Here is a 25,515-nt window from a genome sequence, read left to right on the forward strand (position 1 = left end):
ATTGTTTTTTTTTACCCATGTATCCAATCATTGTTATCGTAAAACCTTTTATAGCAGGAAAGACTAAGGCTTGTCGCAATAATTTATAAAAGGGGATGCTGCCGATGAGTAGACGAAGAGGACTTATGTCAGAATCTTTTAAAGAGGAACTGGCGAAGGAACTTGGTTTTTACGATACAGTCAAGAAAGAAGGCTGGGGCGGAATTCGGTCCCGTGATGCTGGGAATATGGTGAAACGGGCTATCGAATTAGCAGAACAACGGTTAGGTAAGTAACAAAAAACTTATTGCGGCGTGAAGGAGTTAGGGGGCAACCTCTATACTTCTTCTTTTTCTTGTTCGATTTGCTCAGCAAAATAAGGTAGTATGGAGGATAAAGAAGTGGTAAAATAGCAAAAGTAGATTTGACGGAAAAAAGCAGGTGAGTTCATGTATAGGGTGGTAAAGGCTCCAGCGAAAATCAATTTGACGTTGGACGTATTAAGAAAACGAAGTGATGGCTATCACGATGTAGAAATGATTATGACAACGATTGATCTAGCTGATCGTATTCATTTAACACTAATCGATGAAAACAAAATAATTGTCGAAGTAACGGAAGGACAAGTCCCAAGTAATAAACAAAACTTAGCCTACCAAGCTGCACAGCTGTTAAAGGATCAGTTTTCGATTACTTCGGGTGTCAAAATATTTATAGAAAAGGTAATTCCAATCTCAGCCGGATTAGCCGGTGGAAGCACCGATGCGGCAGCAGTGTTGAGAGGACTTAACGACATGTGGGATTTGCAATTATCTTTAAAGGAACTTGCTCAAATAGGTCTGCAAATCGGATCGGATGTTCCTTTCTGCGTGTACGGAGGTACTGCAATTGCAAGAGGAAGAGGAGAAGATCTTACTTTTTTACCTTCACCACCCCCTTGTTGGGTTATTTTGGCGAAAACACCTCGAGGAGTTTCCACGAAGGATATTTATGAAGGTTTAGACTTAAATAACATGAAATCTCCTGACACGGAAGGGATGATTTCTGCGATTGAAAAAAAAGATTTCCAAGGCATATGTAGAAGGCTCGAGAATGTTATGGAGCCAACAACGTTTCTGTTAGCCCCGGATGTGGAATATATTAAAGAAAGTCTAGTGAGATTTGGTGCAGAAGGAACGGTAATGAGTGGCAGTGGTCCGACTGTTTTTTCGTTAACAATGAGTAAAGCGAAAGCGGACCGCTTGTATAATGGTCTGAAAGGATTTATGGATCGTGTGTTTGTTGTTCGATTAATTGGAGGACGGCAGGAATAAAGAGACCGTCGAGTAAAAAATTATAACAGATGATAGTTTTTTAAAGTTTGCAATGCAGCTTTTCTTATATACTTTGACAGTCTCCCTTGTTAAACCCGGATAAAAATGATATATTACTGTTAAAATATTCGGATTTTACGGAGGTAGCTATGAAATTTCGCCGAAGCGGTCGTTTAGTGGATATGACTCAATATTTACTATCAAACCCACACCAGTTGATCCCACTTACTTTTTTTGCTGAGAGATATGAATCAGCTAAATCCTCGATAAGTGAAGATATAGGAATAATTAAAGAAGTTCTTGAGATGAATCGTTTAGGAAATGTGGAAACGTCAGCTGGAGCCTCAGGTGGAGTTACATTTGTTCCTACGGTCGACGAAAAAGAAGCGACCGACCTTATTGATCAACTTCTTGTCCAGTTACAAGATCCTAGCAGGTTACTTCCTGGCGGTTATTTGTACATGATGGATATCATTGGGGATTCTTCACTTACCCAACAATTAGGGAGAGTTTTTGCGTCATATTACCGGAAGGAAAGAATTGACGCAGTGATGACAATGGCTACAAAGGGGATTCCCCTTGCCTATGCAGTCGCTCAGCACTTACATGTACCCGTATCGATTGTTCGACACGAACAGAGGATAACAGAAGGATCGATCGTGAGTATTAATTACGTCTCGGGTTCAACGAAACGCATCCAGACGATGTCACTTGCCCGTCGAAGTTTAAAGCCTCATTCAAATGTATTAATTGTTGATGACTTTATGAAAGCTGGAGGGACGATTCGTGGGATGATGGATTTAGTCCAAGAGTTTCAAGCAAATGTTGCAGGAGTCGGTGTTTTAACAGAAGCCATACATGAAGAGGAAAAACTCGTTAGCGACTATACATCTTTAACAAAGCTATCTCACGTTGATGTAAAGGCGAAAACGATACAAGTAGAGAGAGGCAATATATTTGACCGCTCTTTATCTTAATAGAACACTAGGCCTAACATCTGCTTATTTAGCGGATGTTTTTTTGGTACTGCATGAATATGTCTTTGAGTTTTGTTGTTTAATGCTCAGTCGGATCTCGAATGGATCATTCTTACACAGAAGTTTTCACTGATTCTTCCAAGCATAATTTTTTAATAACAGTTTACGTAACCGTTTTCGAAGTAGTAGTTAAGCTTATTAGCAATTTAATTTATTTGCGAATATTTTAGTTTTTTTATTTAAAAAAAGAAGGATTTTTCAATTTAATAGCGAAACGAGTTAACAGGAACTATTTAAATGGGATAAAGGTGGTGGCAGAAATGGAAGTAACAGATGTGAGACTTCGTCGTGTTAGTACGGAAGGTCGAATGTTAGCGATTGCATCTATTACCATCGACGACGAGTTCGTCGTTCATGATATTCGTGTCATAGATGGTAATAATGGTTTATTTGTGGCTATGCCTAGCAAGCGGACACCAGATGGGGAATTCAGGGACATTGCACATCCAATTTCATCTAAGACCAGGGAAAAAATTCAACTGGCAGTGATGACGGAATATGATCGTGCAAAAGAAGAAAATGAAGAATTTGAAGAAGCAGGAGCATCATAAAGCTAATAAATGTGTAAACTTAGCCGGCTGTAATTTGGCTAGGTTTTTTTTTGATTTATATTAATATACAGCACACATCATGAACTATGTTCAGTACTTATCATTAGAGTTCCTGTGATTTACATGCAGGTGCTGGAAATAAAGGGTTTTTAAGGTTTAATTTCTTGTCGGTTTTCAAGAGGCTTACGCTTTTTCTCTTGTGATAGGTTGAAATCAAGGGTAATATAGGATATATTCATAATGGAAAATCAGGCCTTGGAGGGTATGAAAATGACGAAGCGATATGCAGTGATATTAGCTGCAGGAAAAGGTACCAGAATGAAATCTGACCTTTATAAAGTACTACATCCTGTATGCGGAAAACCAATGGTGCAGTATATTGTTGATGTGTTGCAACGTTGTAAAGTGGATCAAATGATAACGGTAGTGGGCCACGGTGCTGAAAAAGTAAGGGACCAATTAGGGAACGCTAGTGAATATGCAATTCAAGAAAAACAGCTCGGCACGGGGCATGCAGTTATGCAAGCAGAAAATACATTACATAAAAAACAAGGTACTACGATTGTAGTTTGCGGAGACACTCCCCTATTAACGCAGGAAACAATGAATGAATTAATGGATTTCCATGAATCAAAGCAAGCAAAAGCGACCATCTTGACAGCTTATGCGGATAATCCGACTGGATATGGACGTATCATAAGAAATGAGCAACAAAGTGTCGAAAAAATAATCGAGCATAAAGATGCATCTGAAGTAGAAAAAGAGGTAAAAGAAATTAATACAGGTACTTATTGTTTTGATAATGAGTTTCTTTTTAATTCATTGCAAAAAGTGGGTAATGATAATGTACAGGGTGAGTATTATTTACCGGATGTGATAGAGATTCTACAAAAGCAAGGCGAAGCAGTAGAAGCATATCAAACAGCGGATTTTAATGAGACAATGGGTATAAATGATCGTATTGCATTGAGTGTAGCGGAGAAGTGGATGAAAAAACGGATCAATGAAAGATGGATGAAAGAAGGGGTCACTATTATTGACCCGGATCAGACGTATATCTCACCTGAGGCCACTATTGGAAAGGATACCGTTCTTTACCCCGGAACAGTGATACATGGTAATACAATTATCGGAGAGCGATGTCATATTGGGCCACACAGTGAGTTGAAGGAAAGCGCTATAGGTGATGAAACTGTCGTGAAGCAGTCTGTAGTTCATCAAAGTGATGTAGGGAAACGAGTATCTATCGGTCCGTTCTCACATTTGCGTCCTGAAACAAAACTAGGAAATCAGGTTCGGGTTGGAAACTTCGTGGAATTAAAGAAGGTTTCCATGGGTGATGAAAGCAAAGCCTCTCATCTCAGTTATTTAGGAGATGCACAAATTGGTGCAGGTGTGAATGTTGGTTGTGGTTCTATTACAGTTAATTACGATGGTACAAATAAGTATTTAACAAAAATAGGGGACGGAGCTTTCATCGGTTGTAATTCTAATTTAATTGCACCTATATCAATAGGCGAAGGTTCCTATGTTGCAGCCGGCTCTACGATTACAAATGACGTCCCTGGAGAGTCTCTTGCTATTGCAAGAGAGCGCCAGACGAATAAAGAAGGTTATGTGAAAAATAAGAAGTAACCACAGACAGGAAGCAAAGGACATACTATAACTCTGATTCACTGTTAAATTAAATGGAGGTTTTCAAAACGATGGCTCAGTACAAAGATAAAAAGCTTAAAGTATTTACGTTGAGTTCAAATCCCGATTTGGCACATGAAATCACACGTGAAATTGGGGTAGAAATGGGTAAAAGCTCGGTACAGAGATTCAGTGACGGCGAAATCCAAATTAATATTGAAGAAAGTATTCGAGGATGCGATATTTTTGTGATCCAATCTACTTCCTCTCCTGCAAATGAGCATATTATGGAACTGCTTATTATGATTGATGCATTGAAACGGGCGTCTGCAAATACTATTAATATTGTGATGCCGTACTATGGTTACGCAAGGCAAGACAGAAAGGCAAGATCGAGAGAACCGATAACGGCAAAGCTTGTAGCAAACCTCTTGGAAACAGCAGGGGCAACCCGAGTAATTTCTCTTGACCTGCATGCAACTCAAATTCAAGGGTTCTTTGATATTCCAGTAGATCAACTCCTTGGTGTGCCGATTCTAGCTAGCTACTTTGAGAAAAAAGACCTGGGTGATACCGTAATCGTTTCCCCTGATCACGGTGGAGTTGTACGAGCACGTAAATTAGCTGATCGTTTAAAAGCGCCTATTGCAATTATTGACAAACGCAGACCAAAACCAAATGTGTCCGAAGTCATGAATATTGTTGGGAATGTGGAAGGAAAGACGGCAATAATTATCGATGATATCATTGATACTGCTGGCACGATGACACTGGCAGCAAGCGCCATCATCGAAAAAGGTGCGAAAGAAGTGTATGCTTGTAGTACACATCCAGTTCTTTCTGGACCAGCTATCGAGCGAATAGGAAATTCACAAATCAAAGAACTTGTTGTTACCAATTCGATTGCATTACCTGAAGAAAAGCGTATTCATAACCTTACGCAATTATCGGTAGGACCACTTCTAGCCAAAGCAATTGTCCATGTTTATGAGGAACGATCTGTCAGCTATTTGTTTGATTAAGTAACTTAAGTTACAAAATGCTCAGAAAATGTTATGCTTAGATGAGATTTTGTAATGGAAAGTTCTTTTCCATTGGAAAAAGACGTTTTAATGTTTTGTATTATGGGTAAACAAGTGAAAGACCTAAAAAATGATAAGGGTGAGTGTATATGACTACAACATTACAAGCAGCAGTAAGAGAAGACTTAAGAAATTCTAGATTGTCAAAAATTCGCAATCAAGGGAATATCCCTGCGATAGTATATGGTAAAACATATGAAAGTAAGGCAGTTTCCGTGCAGGAGATTGCATTTATTAAAACATTGCGCGACCAAGGAAAAACAGGTGTTTTTAAGCTTGAACTAGATGGCGAGAAAACAGACGTAATGATTTATGATATGCAGGTAGATCGTATTAAGAACCGTGTTCTTCATGTAGATTTTTATGCGGTTGATATGAAGGTTGAAATGGACGCAGATGTTCCTGTACACGTAATAGGAGAATCAATCGGTGTTAAAGAGGGTGGCGTTCTTCAGCAAGCGGTACATGAGCTTTCCGTTCGCGCCTTGCCAAACGACTTACCTAATTCTATCGACGTAGAAGTGTCTGAATTAGATGTCAATGATTCTATCCAGGTGAAAGATCTAAAGAGTGGTGCTAAATTTGAATTTAATAACGATCCAGAAGAAGTTGTTGTTTCTATCTTAGCGCCTACTGAAGAGCCGGAAGAACCAGAAGAAGGAACGGAAGAAAAAGAGCCAGAACTTGTTGGTGCTGAAGATAAAGAGGAAACTGAAGACAAATAAAATATCGTTTGAGGGTATAACCGCTCAGGTTATACCCTTTAAGTTTTAATAATGACGCTGCGTATTATGTAATTAGCTTACATTACAAAATATAATCGCGTATAATGGATAACAGAAATAGTATTTGAACCGGAAAGAAATGAGGAGAGAGCACGATGTTTTTGTCAAAGCTGTTCCAACGAAGTGCTCATGAACCCTCACCAGAGGAGGGACCCATGAAGCTGATTGTAGGACTAGGTAATCCAGGGAAAAAATTTGATAGGACTAGGCATAATGTTGGTTTTGAAGTCATTGACAAATGTCAGAATAATTTAAACATCGAATTAGATCAGGCAAAGTTCAAAGGTGCCTTTGGATTTAAAAAAGTTGGGAATGATAAAGTATTCTTATTGAAACCGCTCACGTACATGAATTTATCAGGAGAATCGATTGTTCCATTGATGAATTACTTTAAGATGGACAAAGAACAGCTACTGGTCATTTACGATGACTTAGATCTACCCGCCGGGAAAATTCGTTTGCGGCAAAAAGGAAGTCCAGGTGGACATAATGGGATGAAATCAATTGTACAGCATCTTGGTACTGATCAATTTAATCGAATTCGTGTTGGAATAGGCCGGCCAGAGCCTGGTACAGCTATTCCTGATTATGTTCTAGGCACTTTTCCGCCGGATGACAGGCAGAAAATAGATGAAGCAGTAGATAAGGCTACCGAGGCAGCCTTATCGTGGACTGAAAAAGACTTTTTGAAAGTAATGAACGAATTTAATAATTAAGATTCTCTTTCTTGAATACCTTCTTTGAAGCTTGCTAATACTAAGTAAGAAGCGAGTCTCGAGCTACAAGGAGGAACGAAAGAGAATGCCTATTCATTATTACTGCCGACATTGTCAAAAGCATATGGCTTCAATTCAATCAGCTGTAGACGAGAAACAACTAGGATTTGAACAACTAAGTGACGAAGACAGACAGGAAATGATAGAACAAGATTCAAATGGACATGTCCATGTGCGTACGATTTGCGAGGATTGTGAGCAAACATTGGATGAGCATCCGGATTATCATGAGAGAGAATCTTTTCTTAACTAGCGACGGCGTTTGACAAGCTTTGGCAAAATATGCCAAAGCGTTTTTCTGCGTTACACTGTTAAGAGTTCAGGTACCGAGCACATCAGAGAATTAACAGACGATAAACATAATGAAAGTAATTTTACATTCTGAAACATGGATTCTCGATTATAGTTGAGAGAAGAGTAGACATTCACAGATAGCCGATAAGTACTTTTGTCATGAAAGAAGCATACAGTGTTTCGTAATCAGTACTTATTTTAAGTTAATATGCAATGCAATGGATTATAAAGGTGGGGAAGGCCTTGGAAGGGTTAATTACATCAACATATCATGGAGACGAGATATCAAGCATTATAGAAGGATTAGAGGCTAACCTTTCAGAACAGATGGTATCAGGTTTATCCGGTTCTGCTAGGTCTTTAATGCTTGCGTCAATATTTAAGAAAACTGGAAAGTCACAGCTAGTTGTCACTCACAATTTATTTCAAGCGCAAAAGACATATGATGACTTAGTTTCTCTTCTTGGGGAAGAGGATGTCTTTTTATATCCAGTAAACGAACTTATTTCCTCGGAAATAGCCGTCGCGAGTCCTGAATTACGGGGACAGCGGATGGAAGCGCTCAATAGGTGGGTATCTAAAAAGGAAACGATTATTATTACACCAGTTGCTGGAGTGAGGCGACTACTGCCTCCTGCTGAAATGTGGATGACGAGGCAACTAACTTTACAGGTAGGCGAAGAAATAGATTTAGAGTCAACGATATTCAGGTGTGTATCCATGGGATTCCAACGAGTTGATATGGTTTCTGCTCCGGGACAAATCAGTGTGCGTGGTGGAATTGTAGATATCTATCCATTATCGGAGGAGCACCCGATTCGTATGGAACTTTTTGATACGGAAGTGGACTCGATACGGTTTTTTGATGTGGAGACGCAGCGTTCTATCTCGCAATCTAAATCAGTTATTATTGGTCCTGCAAAAGAAATACTCCTTGACGATCACCAATTCGAGCAGGCAGCACATACCCTTGAAAAAAAGTTATCAACAAGTTTAGCTAAAATTAAAGACTCTGTAGTGAAAGAGAAAATGGCTGAGCAAGTTGGCGAGGACATAGAAAAGTTAAAACAGAAGACAATGTTTGACTCCATGTATAAATATATGTCGCTATACTATGACAAACACTACACGCTTCTAGATTATCTGCCTCATGGTGGAGCGGTGTTTGTCGATGAAGTTAGTCGTGTTCAAGAAATGGCGGAAAGTTTAGAGAAAGAGGAAGCAGATTGGCAGACAACGATGCTGATGCAAGGGGCAACAGTCTCAGATCTGTCCATGTCTAAACCGTGGGAAAATATAATGCAAGAAACAAAGGCTCCGAAACTATACTTGAGTTTGTTTTTACGCCATGTTCCTTCGACAAACCCGCAGAATATCGTTAATATTCAAAGTAAAACGATGCAGAACTTTCACGGTCAACTGCACTTATTAAAAAATGAAATTATTCGCTGGAAAGAAGCAGGCTATTCTATTTCATTTGTCTGTGCCGGAGAAGACAGAGTGGAAAGAATGAAGAGTGTTTTAGAAGATTACGAGATTGAAGCAGTAATTGTTGATAAAGATCAACTTCCAGTGAAAGGGCAAGCTCAAATTACAATTGGTCATCTAATGACAGGGTTTGAACTACCATTACAACGAATCATTGTGATAACAGAAGAAGAGGTTTTTACGAAGAAATCCCGAAAACCAAAGCGCAGACAGAAATTGTCCAATGCGGAAAGAATTAAAAGCTATTCGGAATTAAAAGTGAGTGACTGGGTGGTTCACGTAAACCACGGAATCGGAAAGTATCTAGGGATTGATACATTAAAAGTCGGAGATATTCATAAAGATTATATGCATATTTCTTATGCCGGAAATGATAAATTATATGTTCCAGTTGATCAAATTGACCAAGTACAAAAATACGTAGGTTCAGAAGAAAAACAACCGAAGTTATATGCTCTTGGAGGAAGTGACTGGAAAAAGGTCAAGAAAAAAGTTCACTCTTCCGTCCAAGACATTGCAGAAGATTTAATTAAACTTTATGCAGAGCGGGAGAAAACAAAAGGTTTTGCTTTCACTAAAGATGGTGCTGAACAACAGGAATTTGAAGCTTCTTTCCCGTATCAAGAGACAGAAGATCAAATTCAGGCTATAGAAGAAATCAAGATAGATATGGAGAGAGAACGGCCAATGGACCGTCTTCTTTGCGGAGATGTTGGTTATGGAAAAACCGAGGTTGCACTTAGAGCGGCATTCAAAGCTATTATGGATGGAAAGCAAGCGGCAATTCTCGTCCCAACAACCATTCTTGCGCAACAGCACTATGAAACTATTCGGGAGAGATTCCAGGACTTTGCAATTAACATTGGCCTGCTGAGTCGTTTCCGATCAAGAAAAGAACTAAAGCAAACATCAGACAACTTAGAAAAAGGGACATGCGACATTGTGGTGGGAACCCATAGACTTCTTTCCAAAGATATTAAATTCAAAGATTTGGGTCTGTTAATTGTTGATGAAGAACAACGTTTTGGTGTGACCCATAAGGAAAAAATTAAACAATTAAAATCGAACGTAGATGTATTAACGCTAACGGCTACCCCGATACCAAGGACGTTGCACATGTCAATGTTGGGGGTCAGGGATTTATCGGTGATCGAAACCCCACCTGAAAATCGTTTTCCGGTTCAAACCTATGTCGTTGATTACAATGAATCGCTTGTTCGCGAGGCGATTGAAAGAGAAATGGCCAGAGGTGGGCAAGTCTACTTTTTGTACAATCGTGTAGAGGACATTCAAACTATGGCGGATAAAGTGTCTATGCTCGTTCCAGAAGCAAATGTGAAATATGCTCATGGACAAATGACTGAAACCGAGCTTGAGTCGGTCATGTTAGACTTCTTAGAAGGAAATACAGACGTGCTCGTGACGACAACAATCATTGAAACCGGAGTAGACATACCAAACGTTAATACCCTAATCATTAACAATGCTGACAGAATGGGACTATCTCAGCTTTATCAACTCCGTGGACGCGTGGGAAGATCAAATCGAGTAGCCTATGCATACTTCACACATCAGCGTGATAAGGTTCTCAGCGAAGTGGCCGAAAAAAGATTGCAGTCTATCAAAGAATTCACAGAGCTTGGTTCAGGTTTCAAAATAGCGATGCGAGACCTTTCGATACGAGGAGCGGGAAACTTGTTAGGTGCAGAGCAGCATGGATTTATTGCTTCTGTAGGTTTTGACTTGTACTCGCAAATGTTAAAAGAGGCAATAGACGAGAAAATAGATTTACAAGATGAAGATGGGACCAAAAAAGAAAAGGTTCAGCCGGATATTGAGTTAGATATTAAAGTGGATGCTTATATCCCGGAAAGCTATATCCCGGATTCAAAGCAAAAAATTGATATGTACAAAAGATTTAAATTGCTTGAGTCTCAACGAGAATTGTTGGATTTACAAAATGAGATGATCGATCGTTTTGGAAATTACCCGGAAGAGGTCACTCATCTATTCGGGGTATCAAAAGTGAAGTTATTGGCAAAACAAGAGAAAATAGATTCTTTAGCGGAGAGAAATAATGAGTGTAAAATGACTTTAAGTGAAGAAGTAACGAATCAAATTGATGGTTCAAAACTATTTACGATTGTAAATAAAATCTCTCCGAAGCTTCATTTATCGTTGTCAGGAAAACAGATTGTCATCCATTTAAAGACGAAAACATTATCAGATGAAGCGTATTTGAGAATATTAGAAAAAGTGCTTGGGAAGTTAAGTGAAGTAAGAAAAGTTCAAATGGCAAAGGCATAATGAAAAGATAAAATAAAAAATCGACTACATTTACTCTTGTACAAAGGGTACCTAGAAGCACGAATACCAGTATTTCTAGTGATATATCCAACTTATAGTTACAAGAAAATTCGGGGGTATTTCCCCGAATTTTCTTATTTAGTGAATAGTTCCTTTTTTTTATCAAATAATAAAGACAAGATTCCGCAGCTATTACATTCTTGGATATAACAACTAGAAAGCGAGGCATTGCGTATGAAAGCAACTGGTATCGTTCGTCGAATTGATGATTTAGGTCGTGTCGTCATTCCAAAGGAAATAAGAAGAACACTACGCATTAGAGAAGGGGATCCATTAGAAATTTTTGTTGATCGGGATGGAGAAGTCATACTTAAAAAGTACTCTCCAATTTCGGAATTGGGAGATTTTGCAAAAGAGTACGGGGAAGCACTATATGAAAGCCTACATCATATCATTCTTATATCTGATCGTGATACGTTTATTACGGTGGCTGGGGGATCCAAGAAGGATTACCATAACAAAGCTATTGGCGAGATTGTTGAAAAGTCCATGGAGCAACGCCAAACAGTCGTTCAAGCAGTTAAAGGTGAGTATGACATAAGTAATGACCGTAAAGATGAGTTGGATGGATACTGTATCTCTCCAATTATTGCGAACGGAGATCCTATTGGTGCTGTTGTGCTGTTGAGTAAAGGGACAGGCACTATTGGAGATGTTGAAGAAAAGCTATCGGAAACTGCTGCCGGATTCCTAGCTCGACAAATGGAAACATAGTAATAATAATAGAGGATGTTTAAAAAAGGTAGTTTTTTACCATTTTGAACTTTTTCTAATAGAACACGGATAACGAGGATCCCAAGGGCCATTGCCTTTGGGATCACTTTCTTTTTACGAGGAGGTTTTCGATAAGAGCAACTCTAATGCTTTTCTAATATATGCTATAATAGCATGGAATTAGGTGGATGGAGAAGGGGATTTCGCGCGATGGAAGCTGATATTAAAAAGCAAAAACAAGATGCGTGGATTAGAGGTGCCTTATATTTATCCTTGGCTGCTTTTTTAGCAAAAGGTTTAAGTGCCCTATACAAGATCCCCTATCAAAATTTAACTGGAGACACGGGGTTTTATGTCTATCAACAAGTCTATCCTCTATATGGGATAGCATTTGTTTTAGGTACATATGGATTTCCAATTGTGATTGCAAAGATTGTTGCAGAACAAAGGGACTCATCAAAAGAGAATGGTACAAAATTGTTACAGGAACGGCTATTAGTTATTTTCGGGACACTTATGGTTTTACATGGATCGATTGGACTTTTTGTGATTATATTTGCCGAAGTCATTGCCTCTATTATGGGAGATGCAAAGCTTATAAATGCTATTCGCATGATGGGACTTCCTTTTTTTCTCATTCCTTTTCTAGCTATTGGCAGAGGCGTATACCAAGGCCTGGGTAACAATGTCCCAACCGCGATTTCTCAGGTTGTCGAGCAACTGGTGAGAGTCATTGTTATTCTTGGGATCGCTTGGTGGGCAATGGCACAGGGGGACCCATACTTAGCAGGGACATCTGCTGGTATTGGAGCATTTGTTGGAGGAATAGCTGCAATTCTAATTTTTATCTTTGTACTACGAAAAAATAATCATATTTTTTTACAGTCTAAGAAGTACCGAATATCTGAGTCGCTACCTTGGAAAACGGATTTGAAAGATATACTTATAAATGGTTTCTTTGTATCTGTCAGTGCATTGGCATTAGTGATTTTTCAATTTATAGATTCGATGACGATGTTCCGACTACTGGTGTCTGAAGGGGTATCTCCGGTTGAAGCAGCAGTAGCGAAAGGGATCTATGATCGAGGGTGGCCATTAATTCAATTCGGTGCGGTCGTCACAACCGTTTTTTCTTACGGAGTAGTTCCAGTTCTAGCCATGGCTTTTAAACGAAGAGAGAGAGCATTGCTCCTAACGAACGTAGGGTATGCAGTGAAAGTCAGTCTGATATTCGGAGGGGCGGCTGCAGTGGGATTAGCGACGATTATGCCTTATTTAAACGGCATGATGTTCATGGACAGACTTGGCACAGGTGCACTGCAGATCTCTGCATTTGTTGTTCTGTTTGGGGCATTATTTATGACTATCGCTGCATTACTTCATGCGGTTAACAATGCTTCCCTTGCGGCGGGCGTTCTAATGATAGGATTAACTGTAAAGCTAGTATTAAATGTTGCTTTGATTCCAACCTATGGTATCACTGGAGGCGCGGGGAGCTCTCTCATTGCATTTATGCTGATGGGATTGGCTAGTTTAGTAATAATAAAACAACTCATGCTTTGGACGCCCTTGACTTTTATTTTCTGGTTGAAGTGGCTTTTGAGTCTAATGAGCATGTTTGCTGTAGTATGGGGTTATCAGTGGGTGCTTGGTCAATTTCTTGCAACAGGGAGAGCATTTGATACGATCATTGCTTTAACAGGAGCGGTGCTAGGTGGCTTTATTTATCTGATAATAATATGGAAAGTAAAGCTGTTTGAAAAAAAGGAGTGGGAGAGTGTTCCTAAACTGGGAGCAATACTTCCTTATAAAGACTAAAATTGGAGGAAATGAAAGATGGCTAAAACAATACATGTGATTGGTCTGGGCGCAGGTGATCTAGACCAACTTCCTTTAGGAATATATCGAAAACTAAAAGCGGCTAGTAATGTATTTATGAGAACTAAGGATCACCCTGTCGTTCAAGATTTAATCGACGAAGGAATTCAGTTCCAAAGCTTTGACCACATTTATGAAGCTTATGAACAATTTGATGAAGTTTACGAAGCCATTGTGAAGGAATTACATGCAGCTTTGGAGAAACAGGACACGATTGTTTATGCCGTGCCGGGTCACCCGATGGTTGCTGAAGCGACCGTGCAGAAACTTCTGCATGAAGAAAATCAAATCCAAATTGTTATAGAAGGAGGACAGAGTTTTCTTGACGCAGCCTTTAATGCATTGAAGATAGATCCTATCGAAGGTTTTCAGCTTATAGATGGGACAGAAATGCGTACAGAGGAGTTGATACTCACTCAGCATGTTCTGATTGGACAAGTATATGACCAAATGAGTGCATCGGCAGTTAAGTTATTGTTAATGGAGCGGCTACCTGCTGATTATAAGGTAACCGTTGTAACTGCGGCGGGGAGTAAGAAAGAAACACTTATTTCTGTTCCTCTTTTTGAACTGGACAGGGTGACGACATTGAGTAACTTAACTGCTGTTTACGTTCCTCCAGTGAGGGAAGACAACTTATTATATCGAAACTTCTCTAAGTTACGCCAAGTTATTCAGCAACTTCGTGGTCCGGGGGGATGTCCATGGGATCAAAAGCAAACACACGAGTCACTTAAGAAATATTTAATCGAAGAATCTTATGAGTTATTGGAAGCTATTGATGAAGAAGATGATGACCATATCGTAGAAGAACTAGGTGATGTACTCCTTCAAGTGCTTCTTCACGCGCAAATTGGTGAGGATGATGGCTTTTTTAATGTGGAAGACGTGATCGAAGGTGTTACAAGAAAAATGATTCGCCGTCATCCTCATGTGTTTGCAAATACAGAGGTAGATAACGCCGATGATGTTGTGACGAATTGGGAAGCGATTAAAAAAGAGGAAAAAAAGGAAAATGGGACAAGTGAGGAGGAACCATCTTTACTGGATGGGATTTCTGCAACGCTACCAGGTCTATTAAAAGCGTATAAGCTTCAAAAGAAAGCCGGCAAGGTTGGCTTTGACTGGGGAGAAGAAGCTCCGATGTGGGACAAGTTGAACGAAGAGCTTGCAGAGTGGCAAGTAGAAATGAAAGAAGGAAGAAAAGATAAATCTGTCGAAGAGTTTGGAGATGTATTATTTGCTTTTGTGAATATTGCTAGGTTTCATGAAATAGATCCAGAAGAAGCATTGCGTAAAACAAATCAAAAATTTTCGAGACGTTTCCGGTTTATTGAAAAACAAGTGCAACAGCTAGGAAAACCTATCGAAGATTTTTCGTTAACAGAACTTGATGAGTTTTGGGAAGTAGCAAAAAGACAAGAGCGGGAGTGACAATAATGAGGTTAGATAAATACTTAAAAGTATCTCGATTAATTAAACGACGTACGATGGCTAAAGAGGTTGCAGATCAGGGACGTGTAAAAGTAAATGGACAAACTGCAAAAGCTGGTACTAATGTGAAAATAGGGGATAAGTTAGACGTCCAGTTTGGACAAAAAAATGTAGCTCTTCAGATTGACCGGATAGAAGAAAAAGTGAAAAAAGAAGATGCAGCTACCTTTTATACGATTTTAAAAGAAGAACGTATCGAGAACAATTAACAGCTTGTTCTATTTCCTCTAACGCTCACATAAATTATGTGTAAAGAGTTAGCAGAGGAGGAAAAATTGCCATGGAACAACCCTATGACTATATGCAAAAAGGACAAGGACCGAAAACACGCGAACATAAATTAATGCTTCGATCTCGGAAAACACTAGATATATCAGGAGTAAAACAAGTAGAGAGTTTCGACAGCGAAGAATTCTTATTGGAAACAGAAATGGGATTTCTCTCTATTCGCGGACACAATCTTCAAATGAAAAACTTGGATGTAGAAGAAGGGAATGTATCAATTCAAGGTCAAGTAGACGATCTCGTATACTTAGACCAGCAGAACAGCGAGAAATCGAAGGGTTTGTTTGGGAAGTTATTTAAGTGAGTTTAGATATCCAAATGCTGTCTATGTTAGCAAGTGTAATAATGGGAATCTTTCTTGGAGCTTCCTTGGATACTTATATTCGAATCATCCGTTTTAACAGTGCGTTAAGTTGGGTAAGGGTTATAAGTGACATTTTATTTTGGATACTGCATGCTTTATTGTTTTTTATTGTTCTATTAAATGTAAACAATGGAGAAGTAAGATTTTATTTATTACTGTCTTTGTTACTTGGTTATGCGATCTATCGCGCTCTTTTTGAATCGTCTTACAAAAAAATATTGGACGTGCTCTTAGGAGTAATAAAAAGTGTTGCATCAACACTCGCAAGGATTGTATACCTTTTAATTTTGAATCCTGTAAAAGTTTTATTGAAACAATTGGGATACTCCGTTATGATATTAATAACAGGAGTGTGGATAATTCTTACTTTTATCTTGAAGTGGACATTATGGCCTGTTTTTTTTACATTAAAATGGATAGATAAACTTAGTGGATATCCGTTCTTAGCTCAAAGAAAAAAATTAACTGAAATTTTAAAGACAATACTGAACCGCCTGCGCGGGTTCTATAAAAATAAGTGAAGAGACGAGGTGATTTAACATGCAGCAAAATCCGAAAACAAAGGTAAGACAGTTAACCTCTGAATATATGGAGAAGCAAGAACTACTCACACAACAAAGAAAACGCCGTCGCAAAGGGTTAGTTCGCCGGCTTTCCGTTTTTGCTGTATTGATGATCATCTTTTTCTCTATCACAGGGGTCACCCTTTTCCAACAGCAATCTTCTATTCAACAACAAGAAGTAGAACAGGAACAGTTAGATAAAACGCTGTCTCTCATGGAAAAAGAACAGTCTCATCTAACAGAAGAAATACAATGGTTACAAGATCCCGAGTATATTGCAGAATTGGCAAGACGTGATTACTTTTTAACAAAACCTGGAGAGACTCTATTTCAACTTCCTCGTACTTCATCGGACATTGATTGAAACTTGAATTTAGCGCTTAGTATAATGTAAAAAAATGAAAATTTTCTAAGACCCATGAAGGAGGAGCATTTTTTACATGGCCATTGAGGTTGGCATTAAGTATCAAGGAAAAGTCACAGGCATCACTAAATTTGGAGCTTTTGTTGAACTTCCGGATGGAACAACAGGACTTGTCCATATTAGTGAAGTTGCAGACAGCTTTGTGAAAGATATCAATGAGTTTTTAACTGTCGGAGAAGAAATAACTGTAAAAGTTATGAATGTGGAAAAAAGCGGCAAGATCGGCCTTTCGATTCGTAAAGCAAAAGACAAACCTCCAGTGTCTTCAGGACAACGTCATGGACGAAAGCCTTCATCGAAATCGAAACAGCGAGATAGTCGTCCCGCCTCATTCGAAGATAAAATGAACAGTTTCCTTAAAGATAGCGAAGAACGCCTCACATCTCTAAAAAGAAATACAGAATCGAAGCGTGGAGGTCGTAATTCCAAGCGTAACTATTAAACAATAAACTATGATAGTACTGTTTGCCAGTCATTGGTTAACAGTACTTTTTTTGCGTCTTAACTTAAACAGTAATTGTACAGAATAAAAGTCATCATGGAGAACTCTTCATCTGAAGTATGATATTTTCACAGTACAAAGCATCGTTTAAAACTCTTACGAAAAATTGCATCGTCTAAATCGCCCCAATCTATTAATATCTTCCACTAAATATCCCTATGATTTAACTTAATCTGTTTCATTCCTTCTTACAGAAACGATTGCCGTTGTTTTTGGTCGAAGAGTTTTTTTGGTTCCGTCTTGTTGTTTGACAAAATCTGTATCTCTAACGTGTTTTAATGAAGAAGCGAATTTAAATTAGGTGGTGGAGAAAATGATCGATAGGAAGGTGGAAACAAATATGAGTGGACAAGCTGTTACTTCTGTAAGTACGTTAAGATCGACGTTTTTATCGCCAAAAGTAACGTCAACAAAGGCTGCGTATTCAAAATGGCGAGGTTTAATGCTCATCATAGCAGTTGGTTTTTTACTTGGACGAGCTGTGATCTTACTGCAACTGCTTCCCTTTACCATTCCGTTCTTAGCCGTTGTTTTTAAGTGGAAAAGGAGTTGGAGTTTACCGGCAGCGTTTGCTTTAATTGCCGGGTCAACCACATTATCGTTCACTTACGCCGGGCACACAACGGTCGCTGTTCTTTTCTATTTCATTTTACAGGCAATTCTGCAACGGTTTGATAAGAAAGAAAAGTTTTTTCCTATCGCCGTTTTTACCTCAGTCGTTATTACTCGTGTATTAGGATTGACATTCACAGATGGATTTCTCTATTATCATTTGTTAACAGCGCTGGTTGAAGGGGGATTAGCCCTAATTATTACGTTGATTTTTATGCAAAGCATCCCATTTTTCCTAGAAAGAAGAAGACAAGTTACATTAAAGCCTGAGGAAGTCGTTTGTTTAGTTATTTTGCTCGGCTCTTTGTTAACTGGGACAGTAGGGTGGATGATTTATGACCTTTCCATTGAGCATATATTTGCTCAATATATTGTACTAATATTTGCGTTTATCGGGGGAGCCACGATTGGAGCAACTACAGGAGTCATTATGGGGTTGATCCTTTCTTTAGCAAACATTACTCACTTATTTTCTATGAGTCTTCTAGCATTTGCTGGATTATTGGGAGGTTTGCTGAGAGAAGGGAGAAAGATATCCGTTGCTGGCGGCCTAGTTGTCGCAAGTTTACTAATGGCTATGTACACGGATAATCAAGCACCTTTACAAGTGACTCTTTATGAGAGTCTCCTTGCAGTTTCCTTGTTTTTCCTCACCCCAAAGTCGTGGACGAATCGTCTGGCCAGCTACATACCAGGTACTGTGGAGCACGCCCAGGAACAACAGCAGTATTTAAGGAAAATAAGAGATCTGACAGCGGGAAAAGTAGAACAATTCTCGGAGTTGTTCCTAAGTCTGTCGAAGAGCTTTTCTTTTACAGAAAAAATGAATGAACCAATTGAATCACAAAAAGAAGTCGATATTTTCCTAAGTGGAGTGACTGAAAAGACATGTCAAATATGTGTAAAAAAGAAGCAATGTTGGACGAAGGATTTTCAAAAAACGTATGGGTATATGGAGTCTTTAATGGAAGCTTGCAATACAGAAGGTGAGATAAGGGATCAAACATTACTGACTAATTGGAAAAATCATTGTTTTATCGATCGAAAGGTTATATCAACGATTGAAGAGCAATTAAAAAACCGTGAAGTAGAGGTCCGATTAAAAAGACAATTAGAAGAAAGCAGAAAGCTAGTCGCCGATCAGTTAATAGGTGTCTCTCAAGTGATGGGGGATTTTGCAAGGGATATTCAAAGAGAGAAAGAAGTACATGATAAACAAGAGGAGGAAGTGAAAGAATCTTTACTGAAACTTGGAATAGATGTCGATCTAGTTGAAATCTATGGACTGGATCCGGGTAATGTGGACTTGGAAATGGTTATTCCATCGAATAAATATAATGAGGCAGAAAAGGTTATTGCTCCTTTGCTCTCCACGATATTAAACGAATCTATCGTTTTAAAGCACGAAGAAGATCTGCGAAGTCCAAATGGTGAAACGAGGGTAATTTTCGGTTCGACGAATGCATTTATTCTTGAACAAGGTGCCGCGCACACAGCTAAAGGAGGTAAATGGATATCGGGGGATAGTTTTTCAACAATGCCATTAGGTGACGGGAAATATGCCATGGCGATTAGTGATGGGATGGGAAATGGTAAAAGAGCTCATCTCGAAAGTGAAGAAACAATCGGTCTTTTAAAAAGGATTCTTCAATCTGGAATTGCTGAAAAGGTAGCAATAAAGTCGATTAATTCGGTGCTATCCCTGCGGTCCAATGAAGAAATGTTTGCAACCTTGGATTTAGCGGTCATTGATTTACAAGAGGGTTCGGCAAAGTTTTTGAAAGTCGGATCGCCTCCTAGTTTTATTAAAAGAGGCAACCAAATACTTTCTATTGAATCGAGTAATTTACCGATTGGTATGATAAAAGATGTCGACGTGGATGTTGTGTCGGAACAACTAAAGGCAGGGGATTTGCTTATTATGATGAGCGACGGAATTTATGAAGCCCCTACTAGAGTAGAAAACACGGATATGTTGATGAAGCGGATCATAAGGGATTTGCAGACAAATGACCCTCAGGAGATTTCTGACTTACTGATTGAGCAAATTATAAGAGAGTCGGATGGAGATATTCATGATGATATGACAGTTTTAGTAGTAAGAGTAGACCATTATTCACCAAAATGGGCGACAATATCGTCATTGGCTTAGCTTAGCAACTAATAGGTGCTACTCAGGGTGGCTAAAGATCACGCTGTATTTAATAAAAGACGGCTATGCCGTTTTTCTCAAGTATAAGTCCTCTTAATCTTGTGAAAACTATTAGTAAAACAAGATTAGGAGCGTGAGGATATGAAACAAGGGACTGTAAGACAAATCTTATTATTAACGGATGGTTGTTCGAATTCAGGGGAAGATCCTATTGCCATTGCCACATTGGCTAAGGAAGAAGGGGTGTCTGTTAATGTCATAGGAATTATGGATGAAGGAGACGAAAGTGCCAGGGGATTGGGTGAAATAGAAGCCATTGCGCAAGCGGGCGGTGGAATGAGTGATGTTGTATATGCGAAACAATTATCGCAAACTGTTCAAATGGTAACGCGAAAAGCGATGACTCAGACTATTTTCGGTGTGGTGAATCGCGAAATTAAAAATATTTTAGGCTCAAATAAAGAGATGGAAGATTTACCTCCAGAGAAGCGAGAAGATCTTATTGAAGTAGTAGAAGAAATAGGAGAAAATGCATCGTTAGATATTTTAGTTCTGGTAGATACAAGTGCTAGTATGAAAAGTAAACTTCCGAGAGTCCAAGAAGCTTTACTAGATTTAGCGATTAGTTTGAATTCCAGAACTGGAGAAAATGATTATTGTCTGTATTCATTTCCCGGGAAAAGAAACCCCGTCGATCGTTTATTAGCCTGGACACCTCAGTTAGATTCACTTAAAGGTGCTTTTAAAAAAATTACGATGTCAGGAGTGACACCTACTGGCCCAGCCTTGAAAGAAGCGATGAAGGTTCACCTCAAAAGGATGAAGAAAGAAGAAGGGTATGAGGACGATGAGGGATCCTTCATGGAACAACCGGGATTATAGCTTCTACCCTGGGCAGGTCGTAAAAGGAAAGTGGCATGGTAATCATTATCGTATTGTTCGATTATTAGGAGAAGGTGCCATTGGTAAAGTTTATTTGGCGGAAGGAATAAATGGTCTCGTGGCAATTAAGGTTTCCCGAGAATCCATGTCTGTATCATCAGAGGCCTCGACGTTACGTCAAGTGACAAAAATCCATGGCGTTACTCTTGGACCTTCCTTTCTAGATATGGACGATGTGATAACCAAAACCGGAGTAACCTCTTTTTATGTGATGGAATACATCAAAGGGGAGCCGTTTCTAAACTTTTTGCGGGAAAAAAATATGGAGTGGCTTGGGATTCTAGTCGTTCCATTACTAAAAGACTTGTATAGTATGCATCAAGCCGGCTGGATCTTTGGAGACCTGAAGCCAGAGAATTTAATTGTAACAGCACAGCCAATCTCACTAAGATGGATAGATGTTGGAGGAATGACAAAGGTGGGAAGAGCTGTTAAGGAGTATACAGAGTTTTTTGATCGAGGTTATTGGGGAATGGGAGATCGAAAGGCTGCTCCTGCGTATGATTTATTTGCCGTCTCTATGTTAATGATGAACAGAGGATACCTATCGCGTTTTAAGCGTGAGGAACCTGGAGGGATAAAGCAGTTAATGAGAAGGTTACGAGATCGTCCTCTACTTGATCCTTATGCCCCAGTAATTGAAAAAGGCATGCAGCAACGTTATAAAGATGCGCTAATGATGAAAAATGATCTTTTGAATCTCCTCACTAAAGGAGAAATCTTTCGACATGCCCCTGCGGTTAAAAAACCGGTGAAATCTCCACCTGTAAGTCGACAAAAAAAGAAACGAGCGCTTCCTAAAGAGAAAATTTTCAAAGGTGTTCTTCCAACCTCAGCCTTTGCCTCTTTCCTTCTTTTCGTATATATTTTATACTTGGTGGGATAAATGATCGAGAAGATCGCCAGGGGGCGTATAATGGTTAAAGCAGCAGATGAAGTAATGGATATATGTCTATTAGCTGGAGAAATAATGCTAACATATGGTGCGGAAACTTATCGGGTAGAAGAAACTTTAGAACGAATGGCCAGAGCTGCAGATTTTACGAATGTACATTGCTTTACTACTACTACAGGGATCTTTCTTTCTTTTGAAGAAAAAAAGGGAAAAGAAGACCTTATGCAGATGGTTAGGATTGACGATCGAGTACAGGATTTAAACAGGGTGACGGAAGTAAATCAAGTTTCACGAGAATTTACTGCGAAAGAATTATCGGTAGAAGAAGCGATGGAGAGACTGCAAAACATTTATAATGCACCAGTCCAATATCCTTTATGGATGATTCACCTTGCTGCCGGAGTATCCGGTGGAGGATTTTCTTACTTATTTGGCGGCGGTCTAGCTGACTTAATACCCGCTTACATAGCTGCGGTTGTTGCAAGTATTGTAGTCGTTGAATTTGAAAGATATTTCAAAGTGCGATTTGCGTCTGAACTTGCTGCTGCTTTCTTCGGAGGCTCTGTTTCGATTTTACTAGTTTTTATCGGCTTAGGTGCGAATTTGGATCAAATTATTATTGGATCCATCATGCCACTTGTTCCCGGTGTTCCTTTAACGAATGCTGTTCGAGATTTGCTGTCTGGAGATATTTTAGCTGGAATGGCTAGAGGTGTTGAAGCACTTTTGACTTCCCTATCGATTGCTAGTGGAATTGCAATGGCGATTTCCTTGTTCTTATAGAGTATGTTCAAATTTCAGAGAATAAAAGCAAATATAGTTGGAGAGATCTACAGGAAGATGAATAGGGTTATTAAAGGAATAGGTGGCGATAAACTTGGGACTCATTTTAGAATTAGTCATTACTTTTTTTGCAATAGTAGGCTTTGGTATTATTTTCAGTGTCCCGAAACGGGCGCTTCTTTTGGGAGGAGGTATAGGAGTTGTCACGTGGTTTGTTTTACAGACCACATTGTCATTAGGAGCATCATCAGTTTTTGCTACAGTGACAGCTTCACTTACTGCTGCTACGATTGCTCATCTACTTGCTAGAAAGATCCGAATCCCTGTAACAACTCTGTCAATTCCCGGAATTTTACCTTTAGTTCCAGGTAGTAGAGCTTATTTTACAATGCTTGCCTTCGTGGAAGGAGACTATCTCCAAGGGTTAGAAAATGGCGTGGAAACCATGCTTCAAGCCGGGGGAATTGCAGCAGGGCTCGTGTTTGCACTTTCTATATTTTCTTTTGGGAAAGGTATAGGGCATCGTTATGAATCCAACCATTGAGTTATTTATTTCCCGACATGAGCTGATTAAAACAGGTGATCATCTTCTTATAGCCGTTTCCGGCGGCCCGGACAGTATGGCACTTCTTGATTTTTTAATCGGAAAACAGATGGAATTAGAGCTTGTGTTGAGCATTGCACATGTGGAGCACGGCTTGAGAGGAGAGGCCTCCAAAAAAGATGCAGACTTTGTCCGTGATTTTTGCGAAGCTAGAAATCTTCCTTTTTTTCTGCATGAACCGGATGTACTTGCTAGAAAACAACAAGACAGGTCCTCCATTCAACAAGCAGCCAGAGCATGCCGTTATGATTGGTTCGCCTTGCTAATGCAAGACCTCAATGCTGATAAATTAGTTTTTGGTCATCATGGGGACGACCAAATAGAAACAATGCTTATGCGCCAAATACGAGGGAGCCTTTCCGGTAGAAAAGGCATGCCTGTAAAAAGAAGTTTTTCACGAGGGGAAATTATTCGGCCTTTTCTTTGCGTCGATAAAAATGCGATCCTAGATTATTGCGCGAAGAAAAACATCCCTTACAGATTGGATCTTTCCAATGAAAAGGATGATTATCAGCGAAATAGGATCAGACATCATCTTCTTCCTTTTATTAAAGAAGAGAACTCGAAAGCGCATGAGGTATTCCAATGGCAATCGGAAGCCTTAACGGAAGAAGAGGAATGGCTTCAAGGAGAAGCGGAAAAAAGACTCCATAAAATAACACTTCATAAAGCGAAATACAGACTAACGATAAACAAGGATGACTTGCTTAGCATTCCGATTGCTTTACAAAGAAGAGTCATTCATCTAATATTAAATTATATGACAGTAAGCAAGGACTCATCGTTTGACCGTCATCACATTAAAGCAGTGCAGAAACTCTTAGAAAGTAATGATCCAGCAGCGTCTCTCTCTTTACCAGGTTTTCTGCAAGTTGAAAAATCATACAAGCTAGTTGATTTTTCCTTCTCGGAAGAAGGGGCAAAACCTGAAGAAACAACAATTACCAAACAACCTTTAACAGAAAGAGGTGTTTTTGATCTTCCTTTAGGAAGACTAGAAATGTTCTCTAACCCTGAAGATGGCATGAAATCAGATAACGAGACGAGATCTTCGATGGTCTTGGATTGTGACAAAGTACAACTGCCACTTTTTGTGCGGTCTCGTGAAAATGGAGATCGGATAAGTATTATTGGAAGTGAAGGTACGAAAAAACTCAAGGATTTATTTATCGACCACAAAATTCCGAGAAGAGATCGTGGGTTATGGCCCATCATTACGGATAGTCATGGTACAATATTATGGGTCCCATTTTTGAGACGATCATCTGAGGCACTGATTGATAAAAAGTCCGTGAATATTCTTCAGATAGCTTTTACTTTTTATACATAATCAGGGAATGAGTTAGAATGTATATCATAAGAAAAGTCTTACTTGGTTAAATAATGTCAAAAACACGAAAGCTTTATATTTTTAGGAGGGTCAGAGACAATAATGAGAGAAGATATGCAGGAAATTTTGATTACTGAAGCAGAAATTCAGGAAAAAATAACTGAATTAGGTGTTCAGTTAACAGAAGAATATGAAGGAAGATTCCCATTAGTAGTAGGTATTCTTAAAGGGTCACTACCATTTATGGGCGACCTTATCCAAAAAATTAATACACATATTGAGTATGATTTGATGGATGTATCCAGTTATGGAGAGGCGTTGAAATCATCAGGGGAAGTAAAAATTGTGAAAGATTTAAACACTTCTGTAGAAGGAAGAGATGTCTTAATTCTAGAGGATATTATAGATAGTGGATTGACTTTAAGCTACATAGTCAAACTCTTTCATTACCGGAAAGCAAAGTCAGTTAAAGTTGTTACGCTCCTGGATAAACCCGATGGACGCTCCGTGGATATAACGCCTGATTTAACAGGATTCATTGTTCCGGATAAGTTTGTTGTAGGTTACGGTTTAGATTACATTGAGCGTTACAGAAATCTCCCGTATATCGGGGTTTTAAAGCCTGAGATTTATCAGAGCTAATTTATTGTGATTTGAAACAATTTT

25 protein-coding genes are annotated in these 25,515 nt (G+C 39.1%); all 25 read left to right on the plus strand.

The genetic code is table 11. From position 1 onward, the window contains the following. The first annotated feature begins 104 nt into the window (after positions 1 to 104). The 25 genes from ACHABW_RS19475 to hpt all read left to right on the plus strand — a co-directional run bounded on the left by ACHABW_RS19475 (position 105) and on the right by hpt (position 25,491). Positions 105 to 275 (plus strand): small, acid-soluble spore protein, alpha/beta type, encoded by a 171-nt coding sequence (locus ACHABW_RS19475; RefSeq protein ID WP_110938051.1) that lies wholly within the window; start codon positions 105 to 107, stop codon positions 273 to 275. A 153-nt stretch (positions 276 to 428) separates the two neighbouring features. Beyond that, positions 429 to 1,292: a 4-(cytidine 5'-diphospho)-2-C-methyl-D-erythritol kinase gene (gene ispE / locus ACHABW_RS19480; protein ID WP_435757763.1), complete on the plus strand. Its 864-nt coding sequence runs from the start codon at positions 429 to 431 to the stop codon at positions 1,290 to 1,292. 149 nt (positions 1,293 to 1,441) lie between these two features. Then, complete coding sequence (gene purR, locus ACHABW_RS19485; RefSeq protein ID WP_435757765.1) at positions 1,442 to 2,269, plus strand: pur operon repressor; 828 nt, start codon at positions 1,442 to 1,444, stop codon at positions 2,267 to 2,269. 320 nt (positions 2,270 to 2,589) lie between these two features. Next, complete coding sequence (spoVG, locus tag ACHABW_RS19490) at positions 2,590 to 2,880, plus strand: septation regulator SpoVG (RefSeq protein ID WP_110938048.1); 291 nt, start codon at positions 2,590 to 2,592, stop codon at positions 2,878 to 2,880. Positions 2,881 to 3,150: 270 nt separating this feature from the next. Next, a complete protein-coding gene (gene glmU / locus ACHABW_RS19495; RefSeq protein ID WP_435757768.1) occupies positions 3,151 to 4,515 on the plus strand; it encodes a bifunctional UDP-N-acetylglucosamine diphosphorylase/glucosamine-1-phosphate N-acetyltransferase GlmU in 1,365 nt (454 codons plus the stop codon). Positions 4,516 to 4,586: 71 nt separating this feature from the next. Then, entirely contained in the window at positions 4,587 to 5,537 is a 951-nt protein-coding gene (locus ACHABW_RS19500; RefSeq protein ID WP_110938047.1) for a ribose-phosphate diphosphokinase, read from the plus strand. 149 nt (positions 5,538 to 5,686) lie between these two features. Beyond that, positions 5,687 to 6,322 carry a 50S ribosomal protein L25/general stress protein Ctc gene (locus ACHABW_RS19505; protein ID WP_435757770.1) on the plus strand — a complete coding sequence of 212 codons (636 nt, stop codon included), beginning with the start codon at positions 5,687 to 5,689 and terminating at the stop codon, positions 6,320 to 6,322. Between the two features lie 215 nt (positions 6,323 to 6,537). Continuing rightward, positions 6,538 to 7,098, plus strand: coding sequence for an aminoacyl-tRNA hydrolase (gene pth, locus ACHABW_RS19510; RefSeq protein ID WP_435757818.1), 561 nt, complete (start codon positions 6,538 to 6,540; stop codon positions 7,096 to 7,098). 85 nt (positions 7,099 to 7,183) lie between these two features. Then, positions 7,184 to 7,411, plus strand: a complete 228-nt coding sequence (locus ACHABW_RS19515) for an anti-sigma-F factor Fin family protein (protein ID WP_110938045.1) — start codon at positions 7,184 to 7,186, stop codon at positions 7,409 to 7,411. A 284-nt stretch (positions 7,412 to 7,695) separates the two neighbouring features. Then, positions 7,696 to 11,247, plus strand: coding sequence for a transcription-repair coupling factor (gene mfd, locus ACHABW_RS19520; RefSeq protein ID WP_435757772.1), 3,552 nt, complete (start codon positions 7,696 to 7,698; stop codon positions 11,245 to 11,247). 234 nt (positions 11,248 to 11,481) lie between these two features. Then, positions 11,482 to 12,021 (plus strand): stage V sporulation protein T, encoded by a 540-nt coding sequence (spoVT, locus tag ACHABW_RS19525; protein WP_110938043.1) that lies wholly within the window; start codon positions 11,482 to 11,484, stop codon positions 12,019 to 12,021. Between the two features lie 210 nt (positions 12,022 to 12,231). Further along, positions 12,232 to 13,839 (plus strand): putative polysaccharide biosynthesis protein, encoded by a 1,608-nt coding sequence (locus tag ACHABW_RS19530; protein WP_435757775.1) that lies wholly within the window; start codon positions 12,232 to 12,234, stop codon positions 13,837 to 13,839. Positions 13,840 to 13,857: 18 nt separating this feature from the next. Continuing rightward, on the plus strand, positions 13,858 to 15,333 hold the full coding sequence (gene mazG, locus ACHABW_RS19535) for a nucleoside triphosphate pyrophosphohydrolase (RefSeq protein ID WP_435757777.1): 1,476 nt from the start codon (positions 13,858 to 13,860) through the stop codon (positions 15,331 to 15,333). A 5-nt stretch (positions 15,334 to 15,338) separates the two neighbouring features. Further along, complete coding sequence (locus tag ACHABW_RS19540; RefSeq protein ID WP_110938040.1) at positions 15,339 to 15,602, plus strand: RNA-binding S4 domain-containing protein; 264 nt, start codon at positions 15,339 to 15,341, stop codon at positions 15,600 to 15,602. A gap of 71 nt (positions 15,603 to 15,673) precedes the next feature. After that, the gene (gene yabP / locus ACHABW_RS19545; protein WP_110938039.1) at positions 15,674 to 15,982 is read left to right on the plus strand and encodes a sporulation protein YabP; all 309 of its coding nucleotides are present in this window, start codon (positions 15,674 to 15,676) and stop codon (positions 15,980 to 15,982) included. Then, positions 15,979 to 16,563 carry a spore cortex biosynthesis protein YabQ gene (gene yabQ / locus ACHABW_RS19550; RefSeq protein WP_435757780.1) on the plus strand — a complete coding sequence of 195 codons (585 nt, stop codon included), beginning with the start codon at positions 15,979 to 15,981 and terminating at the stop codon, positions 16,561 to 16,563. The genes yabP and yabQ overlap by 4 nt, the downstream gene beginning before the upstream one ends. Before the next feature lie 19 nt (positions 16,564 to 16,582). Further along, positions 16,583 to 16,969 carry an FtsB family cell division protein gene (locus tag ACHABW_RS19555; protein WP_110938037.1) on the plus strand — a complete coding sequence of 129 codons (387 nt, stop codon included), beginning with the start codon at positions 16,583 to 16,585 and terminating at the stop codon, positions 16,967 to 16,969. 76 nt (positions 16,970 to 17,045) lie between these two features. After that, positions 17,046 to 17,471 (plus strand): S1 domain-containing RNA-binding protein, encoded by a 426-nt coding sequence (locus tag ACHABW_RS19560; RefSeq protein WP_435757782.1) that lies wholly within the window; start codon positions 17,046 to 17,048, stop codon positions 17,469 to 17,471. 373 nt (positions 17,472 to 17,844) lie between these two features. Continuing rightward, positions 17,845 to 20,295, plus strand: a complete 2,451-nt coding sequence (gene spoIIE / locus ACHABW_RS19565; protein WP_435757784.1) for a stage II sporulation protein E — start codon at positions 17,845 to 17,847, stop codon at positions 20,293 to 20,295. Between the two features lie 141 nt (positions 20,296 to 20,436). Then, positions 20,437 to 21,177, plus strand: a complete 741-nt coding sequence (locus ACHABW_RS19570) for a hypothetical protein (RefSeq protein ID WP_435757786.1) — start codon at positions 20,437 to 20,439, stop codon at positions 21,175 to 21,177. Next, positions 21,143 to 22,123, plus strand: coding sequence for a protein kinase domain-containing protein (locus ACHABW_RS19575; RefSeq protein ID WP_435757788.1), 981 nt, complete (start codon positions 21,143 to 21,145; stop codon positions 22,121 to 22,123). Before ACHABW_RS19570 ends, ACHABW_RS19575 begins: the two co-directional genes overlap by 35 nt. 30 nt (positions 22,124 to 22,153) lie before the next feature. Further along, positions 22,154 to 22,915, plus strand: coding sequence for a threonine/serine exporter family protein (locus tag ACHABW_RS19580; protein WP_435757790.1), 762 nt, complete (start codon positions 22,154 to 22,156; stop codon positions 22,913 to 22,915). A 94-nt stretch (positions 22,916 to 23,009) separates the two neighbouring features. Next, positions 23,010 to 23,459, plus strand: a complete 450-nt coding sequence (locus ACHABW_RS19585) for a threonine/serine exporter family protein (protein ID WP_435757792.1) — start codon at positions 23,010 to 23,012, stop codon at positions 23,457 to 23,459. Continuing rightward, entirely contained in the window at positions 23,443 to 24,849 is a 1,407-nt protein-coding gene (tilS, locus tag ACHABW_RS19590; RefSeq protein WP_435757794.1) for a tRNA lysidine(34) synthetase TilS, read from the plus strand. Before ACHABW_RS19585 ends, tilS begins: the two co-directional genes overlap by 17 nt. Before the next feature lie 102 nt (positions 24,850 to 24,951). Beyond that, entirely contained in the window at positions 24,952 to 25,491 is a 540-nt protein-coding gene (gene hpt / locus ACHABW_RS19595) for a hypoxanthine phosphoribosyltransferase (RefSeq protein WP_435757796.1), read from the plus strand. The last annotated feature ends 24 nt before the right edge of the window (positions 25,492 to 25,515 follow it).

The organism is Salipaludibacillus sp. CF4.18, from assembly GCF_051262595.1.
Taxonomy (GTDB): domain Bacteria; phylum Bacillota; class Bacilli; order Bacillales; family Salisediminibacteriaceae; genus Salipaludibacillus; species Salipaludibacillus neizhouensis.